Source organism: Marivita geojedonensis (assembly GCF_002115805.1).
In the GTDB taxonomy this organism is placed as follows: Bacteria; Pseudomonadota; Alphaproteobacteria; order Rhodobacterales; family Rhodobacteraceae; genus Marivita; species Marivita geojedonensis.
Genome location: NZ_JFKC01000001.1, coordinates 73,192 through 90,584 on the forward strand (window position 1 = coordinate 73,192; position 17,393 = coordinate 90,584).

Below are 17,393 nucleotides of genomic sequence, written 5' to 3' on the forward strand. Positions count from 1 at the left end.
GGACCACATGAAAGAAGACAGATTTAGCCTGGCACAACAATCCATGGCCTTCATTCTCGCCGGTGGGCGTGGCAGCCGATTGAAGGAAATGACAGACATCCGGGCGAAACCGGCTGTCTATTTCGGAGGCAAGACGCGGATAATCGACTTTGCGCTGTCGAACGCCGTCAATTCGGGCATCCGGCGCATTGGCGTGGCCACGCAATACAAAGCGCACAGCCTCATCCGCCACATCCAGCGCGGCTGGAGCTTTTTCCGCGCGGAACGCAACGAGTCGCTCGATATCCTGCCGGCCTCGCAGCAGCTGGACGAGGACAACTGGTACAAAGGCACCGCCGATGCGGTGACACAGAACATCGACATCATTCGCGGCTATGGCCCGAAATACGTGCTCATCCTCGCGGGTGATCACATCTATAAGCAGGACTACTCTTTCATGATTGAAGAGCATGTCCGCTCGGGCGCGAAGGTGACGGTCGGCTGCATCGCCGTCCCGCGTGAAGAGGCCAAAGGGTTTGGCGTCATGCATGTGGACGAGAGCGACAAGATCCTCGAATTCGTCGAAAAGCCCGCCGATCCGCCCGCCATGCCAGACAACCCGGACAAGGCGCTGGCCAGCATGGGCATCTACGTGTTCGAGGCGGAGTACCTCTATGAGGTTCTCAAGAAGGACGCGGCCAATCCCAAGTCCGAAAACGATTTCGGCAAGGACATCATTCCGGGCATCGTGGCCGAAGGCGGCGCGCGGGCGCATCCGTTCAGCCGCTCCTGCGTCATGTCGGGCCTCGAGACCGAGCCTTACTGGCGGGATGTGGGCACCATCGACGCCTATTGGCAGGCGAATATCGATCTCACCGATTTCAAACCGGAACTCGATATCTTTGCCACCGACTGGCCGATCTGGACGTATTCCGAACTGACGCCGCCGGCGAAGTTCATTCACAACGAAGAGGGCCGCCGCGGTCAGGCGGTGTCGTCGATGGTGTCGGGTGGTTGTATCATCTCGGGCTCCTCGCTGTATCGTTGCCTGCTGTTCACCGGTGTGAAGACACACTCCTATTCGCAACTCGAAGGGGTGGTCGCGCTGCCCTATGCCGAGGTGGGCCGCCGCGCGTATCTCAAGAACGTGGTGCTGGACCGGGGTGTGAAGATCCCGCCGGGCCTGATCGTGGGTGAAGACCCGAAGGCAGACGCCAAACGGTTCCGCCGGACTGAGAACGGGATCTGCCTGATTACGCAATCGATGATCGACAAACTGGAAAAGTGACATGAACGTCCTGATGGTCGCCTCCGAATGTGCGCCTTTCGTCAAAACGGGAGGTCTGGCAGATGTGGTTGGCGCATTGCCGGGCGCATTGGCACCTTTGGGCGTGGATGCGCGGGTAGTCTTGCCTGCCTATCCGGCGCTGTTCCCGCTTTTGCCCAAGGGCACGGAGGTGGCTCAGTTCGATGACCTTCCGGGCGGGTCCGGGCGGATCGTGCAGGTCGAAGCGGAGGGCATCACGCTGCTTCTGCTGGATGCGCCACAGCTGTTTGACCGCCCCGGTGGCCTCTATGTTGATGAAAACGGACGTGACTGGTCGGACAACCACCTGCGCTTCGGTGCTCTGTCGATGGCGGGCGCGCGGATCGCGATGGGGGCAATCGACGGCTACCAGCCCGATGTGATCCACGCGCATGACTGGCAGGCGGCGCTTGCTCCGGTTTATCTGCGCATGGCGGGCCGAGACACGCCGAGGTCGATCATCACCATTCACAACATCGCCTTTCAGGGTCGCTTTGGGCCGCAGGTTCTGGGCCAGTTGCACCTCAAGACCGACTGGTTCCACCCGGAGGGGCTGGAGTACCATGGCGATCTGAGCTTCCTCAAAGGCGCGCTGATGTATTCGGACCGGATCACCACGGTCAGCCCGACCTATGCGCGCGAGATCCTCACTCCGGAGTTCGGTATGGGTCTTGATGGCGTGCTGCGGTCGCGTGCCGGAGCTCTGAGCGGGCTGTTGAACGGGATCGACATCGGCGCGTGGAACCCGGCGGACGATGCCGCATTGGCCCAGCCATACGATGTCAAAACGCTGAAGCGGAAAGCGGCCAATCGTGCGGCGCTGAGTGACCGTCTGGGATTGGACAGCGGAAGCTCTGGCCCGCTTTTCTGCGTTGTCAGCCGCCTGACCAGCCAGAAAGGTCTGGACGCGCTGCTTGAGGCCGTGCCGCATCTGGTGGAACGCGGGGCGCAGCTGGCGGTTTTGGGGACCGGGCAACCGGAACTGGAACAGGGGTTCCGCGACGCCGCAATGGCCCATCCCGGTCAGGTCGCAACCCATATCGGCTATGACGAGGCGCTGTCGCACCTGTTCCAGGCCGGCAGCGATGCCATCGTGATTCCGTCGCGGTTCGAACCCTGTGGGCTGACCCAGCTTTACGGGTTGCGCTATGGCACCCTGCCGGTCGTTGCGCGCACCGGAGGACTGGCGGACACGGTGATCGATGCCAACGTCGCCGCAATTCTGGCAAAGGCCGCGACTGGTTTCGTGTTCCACGATGTAAGCGCGACAGGACTGGCGGCTGTGATCGACCGCGTGGTTGAAGCCTATGCCGACACGAAGCTGTGGCAATCCATGCAGCGCGCCGCCATGCGCCATCCGGTGAGCTGGGACAGCTCGGCCCAAGCCTATCGTGATCTTTACGCAGATCTTCTCTGATGACCTATCACGCCACCGTCTCTGCGCAGCTCGAACCCGGCTCTCCGTCGCGGTTGGGAGCGCATTTCGACGGTGGTGGGACGAATTTCGCGGTGTTCTCGGAACATGCGGAGCAGGTGTTCCTGTGCCTGTTTTCACCCGATGGCATGCGCGAAGAGATGCGTTTGCCCTTGCCGGAACGTACGGGCGCGGTGTGGCATGGGTATTTGCCCGGGGTGCAGCCCGGCACGCTTTATGGCTACCGCGCATCGGGGCCCTATGCGCCCGAGGCGGGACATCGGTTCAACCGGAACAAGCTGCTGGTCGATCCCTACACGCGCGAATTTCACGGGGCGTTCACCGATCACACGGCCACCTTTGGCTACCAGCATGCATCGCCCGAGGGTGATCTGTCCTTTGACAGCCGCGACAGCGCGCCTTTTGTGGCGAAATCGGTGGTATCGGACCCGGGGCTGTTCCCACTGGATGCGCAGCCGCTGTCCAAAGGCTGGCACGACACGCTGATCTATGAGGGCCACGTCAAGGGCCTGACCATGCGCCATCCGGCTGTGCCCGAGGCGCTGCGCGGCACCTATGATGGGCTGGCAACGCCCGCGATGCTCGACCATCTGACCAAACTGGGGGTGACAGCGGTAGAGTTGTTGCCCGTTCAGGCGATCAAGTCCGAAGGGGCGCTTTCGGGGCGCGGGCTGGTCAATTACTGGGGCTACAACACGGTGGGCTTTTTCGCCCCCGAACCGCGCTATTTCGGCCCCGAAGGGGTGCGCGGATTCCGCGCGATGGTGGACCGGTTCCATGCCGCCGGGATCGAAGTGATCCTCGACGTGGTCTACAATCATTCAGCGGAAGGAGATCAGCTTGGGCCGACCCTGTCGTTCCGTGGTCTGGACAACGCATCGTACTACCGCCTTCAGGACGATGCGCCGCGCTATTATGTGAACGACACGGGCTGCGGGAACACGCTCAACGTGACGCATCCGTTTGTCACGCGGCTGATCCTCGACAGTCTGCGGTTCTGGGTGCAGGCGATGGGGGTCGACGGTTTCCGCTTCGACCTGGCCACGACGCTCTGCCGCGAGGCGGATGGGTTCGACCGCACGGGGCGGTTCATGACCGCGCTGCGGCAGGACCCGGTGCTGGCCGGTGTCAAGATGATCGCGGAGCCGTGGGACATTGGCCCCGGCGGGTATCAGTTGGGCGGCTTCCCGGCCAAGTTCGCCGAATGGAACGACCACTATCGCGACACCGTGCGCAAATTCTGGCGCGGTGATGCGCATGGCGCGCAGGAGTTGGGATCGGCGCTTCTGGGTACGGCGCATGTGTTCGACAAGCGCGGGCGTCGGGTGTGGTCTTCGATCAACTATGCCGCCTCGCATGACGGGTTCACGCTGGGCGACACCACGCGCTATGAAAAACGCCACAACGAGGCGAATGGCGAGGGTAACCGCGACGGGCACAAGGCGAACTTCAGCGAGAAGTTCGGTGTTGAAGGGCCGACCGAAGACCCGTCGATCCGTGCCCAACGCGCGCGGCGGCAGCGCAATATGCTGGCCACCGTTTTTCTGTCACAGGGCACGCCGATGCTGCTGGCGGGCGACGAAGGCGGGCACACTCAAAACGGCAACAACAACGCGTATTGTCAGGACAACGAAACCACATGGATCGACTGGGCCTCGCTTGACCCGGAGCAGATCGCGTTCACTGCGGCGCTATCGCGGGTGCGGCGGGACAATCCGATCCTGCGGCAGATGGATTTCCTGCACGGCGCCACGCGCGAGACCGACCGCCGAAAGGATGTCGAATGGCGCGGGTTCGACGGCAAACCGCTCAACTGGGGCGATGCCGATCTGGCCACCCTTTGCCTCCACCTGCGGGGCAATGCCGAAAGCGTGACGGGCAAAGCGTTGAGCGATGAGGTGTTCCTCGCGTTCAATCGGACGGAGGGCGAGCTCGATCTGTTGCTGCCCACCACCGCACAGGACCTTTGGGTGCGCGAGATCGACACTTCGAAGGCGGCGCAAACGCCGACGCCGATTGTCGGGGAGCGGATCAGCGTGCCCGCGCAATCGGTGAGCGCCTTTGTCCTCAAGCGCGGGTCAGCGCAATGAGCAGCGCCGACGACAACCTGCGCGCCTTGGCGCAGGCGCAGGGCGTCTATCTCGACTTCTTCGACCTGCATGGCGTGCGGCACGAGGCCAGCCCGGACACGCTGCGCGCCTTGCTCAAGGCGCTGGGGACGGACGCAGACAGTCCCGCGATGGTTTCAGAGGCACTGGCGGCTCGGTCGGCACAGGCAGGGATGGGTGAGATCATCGCTTTCGCGGGCGATCCGATCCATGTGCCTGTCGCCCGCACCTGTGATTGGGCGCTGATGGATGAGGCCGGGGCTGTGGTTTCCGAGGGGCGGGCAACCGGGGCCGTAGACCTGCCGCGCCTTGGGGTCGGATATTACACCCTGCATCTGAACGGCGCCTCGGACAGCGAAACCTTCGTCATGGTCCGCCCGCATCGCGCGCCGGAGCTGGCGACGCAGTCGCGCGCGGACAGGTGCTGGGGTACGACCGGGGCGCTGTACGGTCTGCGGTCCGCCTCGAATGGCGGGCTGGGAAATTACGCCGATCTGGGGGCCGTTGCGGCGACCTTCGGGCGCGCGGGGGCGCAGTTCCTGGGGGTCAACCCGCTGCATGCGCTGGGCTGGGCGATGGACGAGATCATCAGCCCCTACTCGCCCTCACATCGCGGCATGTTCAACATCGACCATATTGCGGTCGAAAGCGGGCTGGGACCGTCGCCCGAGGCCGACCTCATCGACTATTCTTCGTTCCGCGAGCGGCATCGCGCCGCTTTGGAGGCACAGTTCAAGACACGCGACACCGCCGCGTTTGCAGCATGGTGCAAGACCTGTTCTGATGAGACCCGCCAGTTCGCCGAGTTCGAAGCGATCAGCGAAACCCACGGACATGATTTCCGCACATGGCCTGCAGCGCTGCAGACGCCCGGCGCAGAGGCACGCAAAGCGGCGGGCAAGCGGGCAGAGTTCCATCTGTGGCTTCAATATCTTGCCGACACCCAGATCGACGCCGCGCAGGCTCAGGCGACGCAGTCGGGTATGGCGCTTGGGCTGTACCTTGACCTTGCGGTGGGTCCGCGCCCGGACGGGGCCGAGGTCTGGATGAACGCCGATACGATTGCCAAAGGTGTGACCATCGGTGCGCCACCCGATCACCTGAGCCCCGAGGGGCAATCCTGGGCGTTGGCGGCACACGCCCCGGGGCCGCTGGCGCGGGCACGTTATGCGCCGTTGCGGTCTATGCTGCGACGGCTGATGGCGAAATGCGGCGTGCTGCGGATTGACCATGCGCTGGGCCTGCTGCGCAGCTTCTGGCTGCCTGATGATGGCAGTCCGGGCGGGTATATCACGCAGCCGCTCGACTCTCTTCTGGCCGTTATCACCATCGAGGCGCATCGCGCGGGCTGTCTGGTGGTGGGGGAAGACCTTGGGCTGGTGCCAGACGGGTTCCGTAAAGCGATGAATGACGCGGGACTTTACAGCTATGCGGTCTGGCAGTTCGAGGCGAACCATCTCGGGGAAATCCTGCCCGCCGACACCCTGCCGCCCTACAGCCTTGCCTGTTTCGGCACCCATGACACACCGACGCTGAGCGGGTTCTGGCATGGCACCGATGTCGAATGGTGGCAACGGGTCGGTTGGCTGTCCTCAGGCGACCGCGCCGCGCGGCACAGCCACCGCGCCAAACAACGCGCCAGCCTGCGGGATGTCTGCGCGATCCCCAGCACTGCGCGGATTGGTGAGATCGCGGACACGATCCATCGCGGCTTGGCGCAGTCGCCCGCTGCCTTGGTATCGATGCAGATGGACGATGTGTTTGGTGAGCTTGAGGCGCAGAACCTGCCCGGCACGATCAACGAGCACCCCAACTGGCGGCGGCGGCTGAGCGTGCCCATCGAGGCGATGGAACAGAGTTCTGCGTTGCGACATATTTCGGATGTGATGCGCGCCACGCGCGGCGCATCCCCACACAAAGAAGACACGGACCACCCCGAGGAGGAACCCGCATGACGATCCTGACCCAGACCTGCACCCCGTTCGAGGGCCAGAAACCCGGCACCTCGGGTCTGCGCAAGAAGACCCGCGTCTATATGCAGCCGGGCTATGTCGAGTGTTTCGTGCAGTCGATCTTCAATGCGATCGGCGGGGTTGCGGGCAAGACCTTGGTGATCGGCGGGGATGGACGGTACTTCAATGCCGAGGCGATCCAGACGATCCTGCGCATGGCCTCGGCCAATGGCGCGGCTTTGGCGATTGTCGGTCAGGGCGGGCTGCTGTCCACCCCGGCGGCGTCGAACCTGATCAGACAGCGCGGGGCCGACGGTGGTCTGATCCTGTCGGCCAGCCACAACCCGGGCGGCATCGATGAGGATTTCGGCCTGAAATACAATATCTCGAACGGCGGCCCTGCGCCCGAGGCGATCACCGACGCGATCTTCGAGCAGACCAAGACGATCAGCAGTTACAAGACGTTGGACACCGCCGACATCGACCTTGGGCAGATCGGCACGGTTTCCTTGGGCGATATGGCGGTGGAGATCGTCGATCCGGTCGAGGATTACGCCGCGCTGATGGAAGAGCTGTTCGATTTCGGCGCGCTGCGGGCGCTGTTTGCCAGTGGCTTCACGATGAAGTTCGACGCCATGCACGCGGTGACCGGGCCATACGCCAAGGCCATTCTGGAAGACACTCTGGGTGCGCCTGAGGGTACGGTGCTGAACGGTGTGCCGTCGGTGGATTTCGGCAAGGGTCACCCCGACCCGAACCCGATCTGGGCCAAGCCGCTGGTCGATATGGTGATGTCCGACGACGGGCCTGATTTCGCGGCCGCGTCGGACGGGGATGGTGACCGGAACATGATCCTTGGCAAAGGCGTCTACGTGACGCCTTCCGACAGTCTGGCCGTGCTGGCTGCCAACGCGCATCTGGCACCCGGTTATGAGCGCGGCATCGCGGGGGTGGCACGATCGATGCCAACAAGCGGGGCCTGTGACCGGGTGGCCGAAGCGCTGGCGGTGGAGTGTTTCGAGACTCCGACGGGCTGGAAGTTCTTCGGCAACCTGCTGGACGCCGGGCGCGTGACGCTGTGTGGCGAGGAAAGCGCGGGCACGGGCAGCGACCATGTGCGCGAGAAGGACGGGCTTTGGGCGGTGCTGCTGTGGCTCAACATTCTGGCGGTGCGCAAGATGTCGGTAAAAGACATCCTGCAGGACCATTGGCAGACCTATGGCCGCAACTACTATTCACGCCACGATTACGAGGCGGTGGACTCGGCAGCGGCGAACGGGTTGATGGCCGACCTGACGGCCAAGCTCGACGATCTGGCGGGGCAGACATTCGGAGCCTGTACCGTGACGATGGCAGACAGCTTTTCCTACCACGATTCGGTGGACGGGTCGGTGAGCCATAATCAGGGGCTTCGGATCAATTTCGAAGGCGGTGGCCGGGCGGTGTTGCGGTTGTCAGGCACCGGGACCGAAGGCGCGACGCTGCGGGTGTATCTGGAGCGCTATGAGGTACCGGAGGGCGATCTGAACATCGAGACTCAGACGGCGCTCAAGGACATCGCCGAGGCGACGGCGCTGATCAGCGGGTTGACCGAGCGCACCGGACGGACAGCGCCGAACGTGATGACCTGAGCGATTGAGTATCTCGACAGCCCCGTCTGCATTGCGATACGGGAACCGGATGAAGGCTTTTGTTGTCGATACCGTGGTTACCGTCACCTTTTTCACCCTTGTCGCAGGGATGACAGAGCTTTTCATTGCCGGGATGGAGCTGCATCAGGTGGTGGTTGCGCGTCTGCTGACGATACCCGTGATGGTGCTGACCGGACGTCCCTACGGCGTTTGGCGCGATTGGGTTTTTCTTAGAACAAACCCAAAGCAAAAACTCACCACGGTTCTCGTGGACATCATCGCTTTTCTGACATTCCAAGTGCCTGTCTATGTTGCAACGCTCATTGTCGCTGGAGCACGTGCTTCGGAAATCCACGCCGCCGTGGGCGCTGCAATCCTATTTATGGTCCTGCTTAGCCGTCCTTTTGGCCTGTTGCTCGAATGGGTGCGCCGTCAGGCGGGTACCGAGGTTGAGGCCCCGCCGTCAGTCCGCGTCACTCCGGCACCTCGCTGACGCGCAGCTGGGAGGCGCGGCGGGTCAAAATCTGGCGGCGGATGAAGGCCAGGATGAACAGCGACGACAGGATCAGGATGATCGTCGGCGCGGGTGCGCTGTCGAGAAAGAAGCTGAGGTAGGTGCCGAGCAGCATTGCCGCCATGTTAACACCGACAGCAACCCAGAGCATCGCCTTGAACTGCCGTACCAGCAGGAAAGCAATCGCCCCCGGTGCGATCAGAAGGCCGATGGCGAGGATGAGGCCCGCCGCAGACAGCGTTGCCACGATGGTGAGCGACAGAGCTGTCAGCATCCCGTAATGGAGCGCGTTGACCCAGAGACCCGATGCCTGCGCCTGTGCCGGATCAAAGCTGTGCAGCAGCCAGTCCTTCCACTTGAGCACCAGAACCCCCGCGACCAGTGCCGAGATGATGCCTGCGGTCCAGAGCTCGTGCGGCTCGACGCCCAGCATGTTGCCGAAGAGGATGTGATCCAGGTGCGCGCTGGTTTCGACCGAAACATAAAGGACTATACCAAGGCCGAACATGCCCGAGAAGACGACGCCCATCACCGTGTCCTCTTTGACCCGGCTGTTGGTCGACAGATAGCCCGTTGCGATCGCGCAGGTCATCCCGGCGGCAAAGGCTCCGACGATCAGCGGGATGCCGAAGATATAGGCCAGAACGATGCCCGGCAGGACGGCATGGCTCACCGCGTCGCCCATGAGCGCCCAGCCTTTGAGCACCAGAAAACACGAGAGCAGCGCGGTGGGCACCGCCACCATCATCGAGATCAGGAAGGCGTTTTGCATAAATGCAAAACGGAAGGGCAAAAGCAGCGTTTCTACGTCCATCATGCACCGCCTTCTGCAGCATCGGCCTGTACCAGACTGTCTTTAGGCCCATCGCGCAGCGCCGCATCGGCTTTGCGCCGCGCGGCAAGAAGGCCGTGCTGTGGAGCAAAGACAAAGGCCACGAGGAAGATCAACGTTTGCAGGCAGACGATGATGCCACCCGTCGCGCCGTCGAGGAAGTAGCTGATATAGGCGCCGGTAAAACTCGTCACCGACCCGATCAGCACCGAGGTCACAATCAGGCGCGGGAAGCGGTCACAGAGCAGGTAGGCAGTCGCCCCCGGTGTCACGACCATCGCGATCACGAGGAAGGCGCCCACGGTCTGCATGGCAGCCACGACGGAGGCCGAGAGCAGCACGAAGAAAACCGCCTTGAGCAGCGGCGGGCGCAGGCCGATGGTACGGGCGTGGTTTTCATCGAAGAAGGTGACCATCAGGTCCTTCCACCTGAGAAGCAGCACCGCCAGCGACACGAAGCCGATGAGGGCCAGTTGCAGCGTGTCCTCGGGTGTGATGGCGAGGATATTGCCCATGGTGATGGTCTGAACCGAGACCGAGATCGGGTTGACCGACACCATGAAGAGGCCCAGCCCGAAAAACGACGTGAAGATCAGACCGATGATGACGTCAGGCTTGAGGCCCGAGCGTTCCGACAGGAACAGCATTGACCCGGCGGCCAAACCACCCGCAATGAACGCGCCCAGCGCGAATGGCAGGCCAAGGATGTAAGCCCCCGCCACGCCAGGCACGACCGAATGCGCAAGCGCATCGCCGATCAGCGACCAGCCCTTGAGCATGAGATAGGCCGAGAGGAACGCACACACCGCGCCGACCAGCGCCGAGACCCACATGGCGTTGACCATGTAATTGTAGCCAAAGGGTTCGAGCAGAACGTCCATCACGAATTGCTCTCGGTGATCTGGGTCTTGTCGCCGTACTGCACCAGCGGACGTTCGTCATCGGTGAAGATGGTGATCGCGCGGGCGTCTTCGTCGTCATGCAGCGCATCGCCGCCTAGCGTGAAGTGGCGCAGCACACCGCCGAATGCACGTTCGAGGTTCTCGCGCGTGAAGGTGGTCTCGGTCGGCCCGTAGCTGAGCACGGTGCCTTTCACCAACACGGTGCGGTCGCAGAACTCGGGCACTGAGCCGAGGTTGTGGGTCGATACCAGCATCACCCGCCCTTCGTCGCGCAGTTCGCGCAGGAGCGCGATGATCTGGTCCTCGGTTTTCACATCCACGCCGGTAAATGGCTCATCCAGCAGGATCACCTGCCCGTCCTGCGCCAAAGCGCGGGCCAGGAAGACGCGTTTGCGTTGGCCGCCGGACAACTCGCCGATCTGCCGGTGGCGGAACTCGGTCATGTTCACGCGGGCCAGCGCCTCATCGACCGCCTGGTGGTCGGCGGCTTTGGGGCGGCGCAAAAAGCCCATCTTGCCGTAGCGGCCCATCATCACGACATCTTCGACCAGCACAGGAAAGGCCCAGTCGACCTCTTCGGATTGTGGCACATAGGCGACGAGGTTCTGCGCCAGCGCCTCTTTCACTGTCATACCGAGGATGCGGATCTCGCCCTTGGCAGCAGGTACGAACCCCATGATCGCCTTGAAGAGCGTGGACTTGCCGGCGCCGTTGATGCCGACCAGAGCGGTCACAGTGCCGCGCGGGATTTCGAAACTGGCGTTCCATAGCGCGGTGTGGCCGTTGCGATAGGTGACGGTCACATCCCGAGCCGACAGCCCATCCTTGGCGCGGTTAACAGGGGTTTTGGTGGTCTGGCTCTGCTCATCGAGCATGGCGTGTCCTTGGTGTTGCAGGCCTCTGGCCTGACGGTGTTGCAGGCCTCTGGCCTGACGGTGTTGCAGGCCCATGGCCTGACATGGGTGCGCCCGCAGCCTTTCAGCCGCGGGCCCTGGTGTTCATTTCGGCGCCGTCTAATTGGTGACGGCGGTCGTCAGACCTTCGGCAACGGTGCGCGTCGTGACCGTCAGCAGATCAAGATAGGTCGGCACCGGGCCACCGGCCTCGCTCAGAGAATCGACATAGAGCACGCCGCCATAGGTGACACCCGTTTCGCGCGCGACCTGTTCCGCCGGGGCGGTGTTCACGGTGCTTTCGCAGAAAACCACGGGAATGTTGTTCTCACGCACCCCGTCGATCACCGCGCGGACCTGCTGGGGAGTGCCCACCTGATCAGCGTTCATCGGCCAGAGATACAGCTCTTTCAGCCCCATGTCGCGGGCCAGATAGCTGAAGGCGCCTTCACAGGTCACCAACCAGCGCTGGTCTTCGGGTATCGCCGCGACTGACGCCCGGAGGGGTTCGATCGTAGCACGCAGTTCGTCTTTGTAACGCTTGGCGTTCTCGGTATAGAGCGTGGCGTTGTCCGGGTCTGCGACAGAGAGGGCTTTGGTGATATTGTCGATGTAGATCAGCGCGTTATCGAGACCCATCCAGGCATGTGGGTTTGGCTTGCCTTCGTAGCTGCCTGACGAGATCGAAATCGGGTCGATGCCTTCGCTTAGCGTCACCGAGGGAACATCTTTGAGATTGGCGACGAATTGTTCGAACCAAAGCTCGAGGTTCAGACCATTCCACAGGATCAGGTCGGCATCATAGGCGCGTACGATGTCCTGCGGGGTTGGTTCATAGCCGTGGATTTCGGCCCCCGGCTTGGTGATTGACACCACCTCGGCCGCGTCACCCGCAACGTTCGCCGCCATATCGGCCAACACGGTGAAGGTGGTCACAACCTTCAGCTTTTCGGCCGCTGTCGCCACGCTCGTCCCTGCCACAAGAAGCCCGGCCGTCAGCAGCGCCTTGAAACTCGCTCTCATGTTTTGGTCCTCCGTGTTGAGTATGTCTGCATCTGATTGAAAATGCAAATCACTCGCAATTAGGTAGGTGCACAGTGCAGTGCTGCAAGGGACGGGAAAGAATAATTTGTGCAGATGGTTCCCCAGAAGAAATGAACGTTGGCCGCCGCTCTGCAAGAATCTTCCAGCCTCCGTTACCAACATGTTCTGACCCCGCCCGATGTGCTCAACGCCAATTGAATGAATTCGACTTTGCGAACCCCGTGCGCAAGATTCGGCTGGCATTGGCGCACATCTGGTCCAATTGTCGGGGTCATCCGCACAGCCGTCGGGATTGACGATCATGCCGCAACTCAATGCCATCCATCACGTCGCAATCATCTGCGAAGACTACGCCCGGTCCAAGGCGTTCTACACGGGTGTCCTGGGTTTGGCGGTTCTCGCGGAAAACTATCGCGCCGAGCGGAAATCGTGGAAACTCGATCTGGCCCTGCCCGATGGGTCCCAGATCGAGTTGTTTTCATTTCCGGATGCGCCCAGACGTGCCACCGGACCGGAGGCACAGGGTCTGCGGCACCTGGCCTTTGCGGTGGATGATGTCGCGGCATGGAAGGACGATCTTGAGGCGCAAGGTATCGCGGTCGAGGCGATCCGGGTGGACGAATTCACCGGTCGGCGGTTCACGTTTTTTCGCGACCCCGACGATCTTCCGCTTGAACTCTACGAAGTGCCAAGGGCCGGTTCGCAGGACTGACGCAACTCAGCGCCCGGTGCTCGATGTTCGGCAGACGAGTGATACGGGCGTCCGAAGAACCGCATCCGGACGGCGGCCCTCCTGAATCCATTCGAGCAGGTGATGGGCTGCGGTATGGGCGAGGTTTGGGATATCGCAACTGACCGACGACAAGGGCGGATGGCTGTCCTGGCAATCCTCGATATCATCAATGCCAATAACCCGGAGGTCTTTTCCGACGCGGGGCCCGTGTTCCGAGCAGCCGGCCAAAAGGCCCAATGCGACCAGGTCGTTGAAACACAGCACGCCATCGACATCGCTGTATGTCTGCCGCAGCTTGGGTGCCATAGACCGCCCGAAACTGCGCGATGTCTCTCCGGTCAGCACAAGCGGTTCGATGTTTTCGTCTTTCAGGGCCGATAGGTAGGCGCTCATGCGTTCGCGCGTAACCGGTCGTTCCGGCAAGCCGCCCAGGAACGCGATGCGTTTGCATCCCTGGTCCATAAGGTGCCGCGTGGCAAGCGCGCTGCCGGTCTCGTAATCGGGGGCTATGAAGGGAACGCGGGAGCCCAGGACCTCGAGCCGTCGAAACACCTGGATCGTCGGCACGGCAGCTTTGTGCAACTCCGCGGCAATCGCATCTTCCTGACCATAAGCCGGGGACAGGATCAGTCCCGAAAGACCATGTTCGCAGAGCGACGCAATCGTTCGGTTCTGCAGTTCGGGATCTTCGTCCGTATTGGCAATGACGGTCGCGTAACCCTGTTCGGCCAGATACATTTGAAGCGAAGCTGCAAACTCGGTGAAAAAGGGGTTGCGCAGATCGTTGATGACAAGCCCGATCAACCCGGACGATGCAGAGCGCAGAGTGGCGGCGGAGCGGTTGTAGACATAGCCGAGATCGCGCATCGCCTCCCGCACGATCTCGCGGGTGCTGTCCTTCACGGTTTCGCTGCCCCGAACGACGAGCGAAACGGTCGATTTCGAAACGCCCGCCGCTTTTGCAACATCAAGTATGGTAGGGCGTCGGGCCATGTTACCTTTTACGTTTCTATCCCGTGTAGCGAAAGCAGGGTTCGCATGCGATGTTCCGCCAATTCCGGATTCAACAACAGTCGGGCGTCATCCGCCAGTCGGAAAACCGCCGCATAATGGGTGATTTCCCGGCTCGACTGGAAGCCACCCGGCATGATGAAATGGCTTTGAGCCCCGTTCAACCACGCGAGAAAGGCAATTCCCGCCTTGTAGAAACGTGTTGGCGCTTTGAAGATTTCGCGGCTGAGCGGGACGGTTGGGGCGAACAAGGCGTGGTATCGCGCGCTGTCGCCTTCCGCCAGTGCCTCAAGAGCCTGAGAGGCGGCAGGAGCGATGGCGGCAAAGATGCCGAGCAGCGCGTGACTGTAGCGCGTACCGTCGCCCTCGATGAGTGGGGCATAATTGAAATCGTCGCCGGTATAGAGCCGCACCCCTCCGGGCAATCGCGCGCGGAAGGATTCTTCATGCCCCTGATCGAGCAGTGAAATCTTTATGCCATCGACCTTGGCCGGGTTCTCGGCAATCAGACCGAGAACAAAATCGCTGGCCTGCGCCACATCTTTGGTTCCCCAGTAGCCTGCCAGCGTGGGGTCGAACATATCGCCGAGCCAGTGCAGGATGACAGGCTTTTCCGCCCCGTCGATCAGTGTGCGATACACTGTGTGGTAAGTCTCAGCCGGGGCGTTGATCGCCGTGAAGGCGCGTGACGCCATCAGGATCAGTTGGCCGCCCACTGCTTCGATGGCTTCGGCCTGCTCTTGGTATGCGGCGAGGATCGCATTTGAGGAGGTGAGTTCGTCAAGGCCCCTGTGGTCGGTTCCTGCACCACAGGCAACCCTAGGCGCCAGAGGATGGGCTTTGGCAGCCGACATGGTCCGTTCGATCAGTTCTTTGGCTGTAAGCCAATCGACACCCATCCCGCGTTGCGCGGTATCCATGGCCTCTGCAAGGCCAAGGCCTTGATCCCACAGCCATGTGCGGAACGCGAGTGTCGCGTCCCAGTCGACTGCGGGCCGGGTGTCCCAGGGGTTCCGTTCGCGCAGAGGATCGCTCACGACATGAGCGGCGGCAAAGGCGGTGCGGGTCAGAGGCACTGTGGGCGGACGGGCTTCAAGCGGGTCGCCTTGCAGGGAGTAGCCGACAAGTTGGCCATCGGAGGTGGGTAGGTTCAGCATGTCAGGGCCTCACACTTCGATGTCCAGAACGAGTATTCCGTCGATCCCACCGACGGCATTGGCGACCAGTTGCGCACCGAGAGCCTTGTGCTCTTCGTTCTCGGAATACGCCTGCAGAGCGGCCCAATCGTCAAAATCGATGACGAAGCCATGCATGTAACCGCGCTCGATTTGTTCGGGGCTCCGCGAGCGGCCACCCTTGAAGTCGCGCGCTCCGGGAAGGGTCACGGTAAGGTCGGCGAGTCCACGATAGATCTCTGAAACCTTTTCCTCGGGGGTCTCGGGTTTGAATTTGGTCAGGACGATATGGCGGATCATTTCAGATACCCTTGATCTTGCTTGATCATATCGGCGGCTTTTTCACCGATCATGATCGAGGGGGCGTTCGTATTGGACGAAACGACATTGGGCATAATCGAAGCGTCCGCGATGCGCAGACCGTCGATGCCATTGAAGCGCAGCCGCAGGTCGAGCACCGCCTCGGCATCACTTCCCATGCGACAGGTACCTGCACAGTGGTGCGACGTCTTGGAGTGAACGCAGATGAAGTTGAAGTAATCTTGATCAGACCGAACATCCGGCCCCGGCAGGCGCTCTGCAAGGATGAAGGGTTTCAACGCGTCCTGTGCCAGGATGTCCTGAACCAACTTCAAACCACGGATCGACATTTCGCGATCATATGGATCAGAGAGGTAGTTCGGATCGATGAGTGGCGCGTCCGCAGGATTGGCGCTTTTGAGCCGGACCGTGCCGCGGGATCGAGGACGCAGGTGGCAGGCGTTCAGGGTCACGCCGCCGTTTGGCATGGTCACCACGCCAGCCTCGATACCGGTCCCAAGGCCGAGATGCATCTGAATGTCCGGCGAGCGTGCGGTCTCGTCAGCGTACCAGAAACCACCGGTTTCAAACAGGCTGGAGGCCACCGGTCCCTTGCGGGTGAACAGGTATTGCAGCGCGGCCCATGCGGAATTGTGCAGTTTGGCAAAGCGGTCATAGGTGTGAGGACCGGTCACTTCGCAGATCGCATAGAGATCGAGGTGGTCCTGCAGATTTGCGCCCACTTGCCAACGTCGATCCCCAGAGCGCTGAGATCGTCAGCCGGTCCGATCCCCGAAAGCTGCAGGAGACGCGGCGAGCCTATAGCGCCGGAGGACAGGATCACTTCGCGGTCTGCGGTGATCCTTGTGCCGTCGACCATTTCAACACCGGTCGCACGCCCGTTTTCAACGATGATCCTACGCACGTGCGCCTTCATTTGGACGGTCAGGTTGGGGCGGGAACGGGCCGGTGCCAGAAATGCCATCGCCGCCGAGGACCGCCGCGCATTTCGCTGTGTGAGCTGGTAATATCCGGCACCGTCTTGCCTTGCGCCGTTTACGTCAGTGGTCGTGGGGATGCCAAGCTGCCCTGCCGCCTTGATGAAGGCATCACAGATTGGCAGAGGCGCCGCTGGCATCGACACGCCCAAAGGACCACCCTTTGCGTGATAGGTGCCGTCATAGGTGTCGTTGTCCTCGGATTTCCTGAAATACGGAAGGACCTCGTCGTAGCTCCACCCGTCGCACCCCATCTGGCGCCAATCGTCATAGTCCTGTGCGGCGCCCCGGGTGTATATCTGCGCGTTGATCGCAGACCCCCCGCCAATCACCTTGGCTTGGGTATAGGGAAAATCCTTGCCCTGCATCGAGCGTTGCGGAACAGTTGTCCAACCCCAGGATCCGATGCCCTTGGTCATTTTGGCAAAGCCCGCAGGCAGGTGGAAAAACGGATGGCGGTCGCTGCCGCCTGCCTCAAGAAGCAACACCTGCGCGTCCGGCATCTCGCTCAGACGCGCTGCCACGACCGAGCCAGCGGACCCCCCGCCGATCACAATGAAATCGTATCCCCTACCCATGT

General features: G+C 61.9%; 16 protein-coding genes. 7 read left to right on the forward strand and 9 right to left on the reverse strand.

What is annotated here, in order from left to right; all coding sequences use genetic code 11:
• Nucleotides 1–7 precede the first annotated feature (7 nt).
• Genes glgC through alaE form a run of 6 tightly spaced genes read left to right on the forward strand, consistent with a single transcriptional unit; the run spans nucleotide 8 to nucleotide 8,904 of the window.
• Nucleotides 8–1,267 (forward strand): glucose-1-phosphate adenylyltransferase, encoded by a 1,260-nt coding sequence (gene glgC / locus MGEO_RS00360; RefSeq protein ID WP_085634715.1) that lies wholly within the window; start codon nucleotides 8–10, stop codon nucleotides 1,265–1,267.
• A gap of 1 nt (nucleotide 1,268) precedes the next feature.
• Nucleotides 1,269–2,702: a glycogen synthase GlgA gene (gene glgA / locus MGEO_RS00365; RefSeq protein ID WP_085634716.1), complete on the forward strand. Its 1,434-nt coding sequence runs from the start codon at nucleotides 1,269–1,271 to the stop codon at nucleotides 2,700–2,702.
• Nucleotides 2,702–4,810: a glycogen debranching protein GlgX gene (gene glgX, locus MGEO_RS00370; protein ID WP_085634717.1), complete on the forward strand. Its 2,109-nt coding sequence runs from the start codon at nucleotides 2,702–2,704 to the stop codon at nucleotides 4,808–4,810. Before glgA ends, glgX begins: the two co-directional genes overlap by 1 nt.
• A complete protein-coding gene (gene malQ, locus MGEO_RS00375) occupies nucleotides 4,807–6,783 on the forward strand; it encodes a 4-alpha-glucanotransferase (protein ID WP_085634718.1) in 1,977 nt (658 codons plus the stop codon). The genes glgX and malQ overlap by 4 nt, the downstream gene beginning before the upstream one ends.
• Nucleotides 6,780–8,411 carry an alpha-D-glucose phosphate-specific phosphoglucomutase gene (locus MGEO_RS00380; protein ID WP_085634719.1) on the forward strand — a complete coding sequence of 544 codons (1,632 nt, stop codon included), beginning with the start codon at nucleotides 6,780–6,782 and terminating at the stop codon, nucleotides 8,409–8,411. Before malQ ends, MGEO_RS00380 begins: the two co-directional genes overlap by 4 nt.
• Nucleotides 8,412–8,460: 49 nt before the next feature.
• Nucleotides 8,461–8,904: an L-alanine exporter AlaE gene (alaE, locus tag MGEO_RS00385; protein WP_085634720.1), complete on the forward strand. Its 444-nt coding sequence runs from the start codon at nucleotides 8,461–8,463 to the stop codon at nucleotides 8,902–8,904.
• On the opposite strand, the gene MGEO_RS00390 is transcribed toward alaE, so the two are convergent.
• The 4 genes from MGEO_RS00390 to MGEO_RS00405 all read right to left on the reverse strand — a co-directional run bounded on the left by MGEO_RS00390 (nucleotide 8,885) and on the right by MGEO_RS00405 (nucleotide 12,575).
• Nucleotides 8,885–9,739, reverse strand: a complete 855-nt coding sequence (locus tag MGEO_RS00390; protein ID WP_085635219.1) for a metal ABC transporter permease — start codon at nucleotides 9,737–9,739, stop codon at nucleotides 8,885–8,887. The genes alaE and MGEO_RS00390 overlap by 20 nt on opposite strands.
• Entirely contained in the window at nucleotides 9,739–10,638 is a 900-nt protein-coding gene (locus MGEO_RS00395) for a metal ABC transporter permease (RefSeq protein WP_085634721.1), read from the reverse strand. The genes MGEO_RS00390 and MGEO_RS00395 overlap by 1 nt, the downstream gene beginning before the upstream one ends.
• A complete protein-coding gene (locus tag MGEO_RS00400; protein ID WP_085634722.1) occupies nucleotides 10,638–11,534 on the reverse strand; it encodes a manganese/iron ABC transporter ATP-binding protein in 897 nt (298 codons plus the stop codon). Before MGEO_RS00400 ends, MGEO_RS00395 begins: the two co-directional genes overlap by 1 nt.
• Before the next feature lie 138 nt (nucleotides 11,535–11,672).
• On the reverse strand, nucleotides 11,673–12,575 hold the full coding sequence (locus MGEO_RS00405) for a metal ABC transporter substrate-binding protein (protein ID WP_085634723.1): 903 nt from the start codon (nucleotides 12,573–12,575) through the stop codon (nucleotides 11,673–11,675).
• A 322-nt stretch (nucleotides 12,576–12,897) separates the two neighbouring features.
• Between MGEO_RS00405 and gloA2 the strand changes: the two genes are divergently transcribed.
• The gene (gene gloA2, locus MGEO_RS00410; protein WP_085634724.1) at nucleotides 12,898–13,308 is read left to right on the forward strand and encodes an SMU1112c/YaeR family gloxylase I-like metalloprotein; all 411 of its coding nucleotides are present in this window, start codon (nucleotides 12,898–12,900) and stop codon (nucleotides 13,306–13,308) included.
• Nucleotides 13,309–13,314: 6 nt separating this feature from the next.
• Here gloA2 and MGEO_RS00415 read toward each other — a convergent pair whose 3' ends face one another.
• From MGEO_RS00415 to MGEO_RS21655, 5 genes are read right to left on the reverse strand one after another with little or no spacing between them, the layout of a single operon-like run.
• Nucleotides 13,315–14,322 carry a LacI family DNA-binding transcriptional regulator gene (locus MGEO_RS00415; protein ID WP_085634725.1) on the reverse strand — a complete coding sequence of 336 codons (1,008 nt, stop codon included), beginning with the start codon at nucleotides 14,320–14,322 and terminating at the stop codon, nucleotides 13,315–13,317.
• 8 nt (nucleotides 14,323–14,330) lie between these two features.
• The gene (locus MGEO_RS00420; protein ID WP_085634726.1) at nucleotides 14,331–15,497 is read right to left on the reverse strand and encodes a dihydrodipicolinate synthase family protein; all 1,167 of its coding nucleotides are present in this window, start codon (nucleotides 15,495–15,497) and stop codon (nucleotides 14,331–14,333) included.
• Between the two features lie 9 nt (nucleotides 15,498–15,506).
• Nucleotides 15,507–15,815 carry a Dabb family protein gene (locus tag MGEO_RS00425; protein ID WP_085634727.1) on the reverse strand — a complete coding sequence of 103 codons (309 nt, stop codon included), beginning with the start codon at nucleotides 15,813–15,815 and terminating at the stop codon, nucleotides 15,507–15,509.
• Nucleotides 15,812–16,510, reverse strand: a complete 699-nt coding sequence (locus MGEO_RS21650; RefSeq protein WP_233139518.1) for a GMC family oxidoreductase — start codon at nucleotides 16,508–16,510, stop codon at nucleotides 15,812–15,814. The genes MGEO_RS00425 and MGEO_RS21650 overlap by 4 nt, the downstream gene beginning before the upstream one ends.
• Entirely contained in the window at nucleotides 16,507–17,391 is an 885-nt protein-coding gene (locus tag MGEO_RS21655) for a GMC family oxidoreductase (protein WP_233139519.1), read from the reverse strand. Before MGEO_RS21655 ends, MGEO_RS21650 begins: the two co-directional genes overlap by 4 nt.
• Nucleotides 17,392–17,393 lie beyond the last annotated feature (2 nt).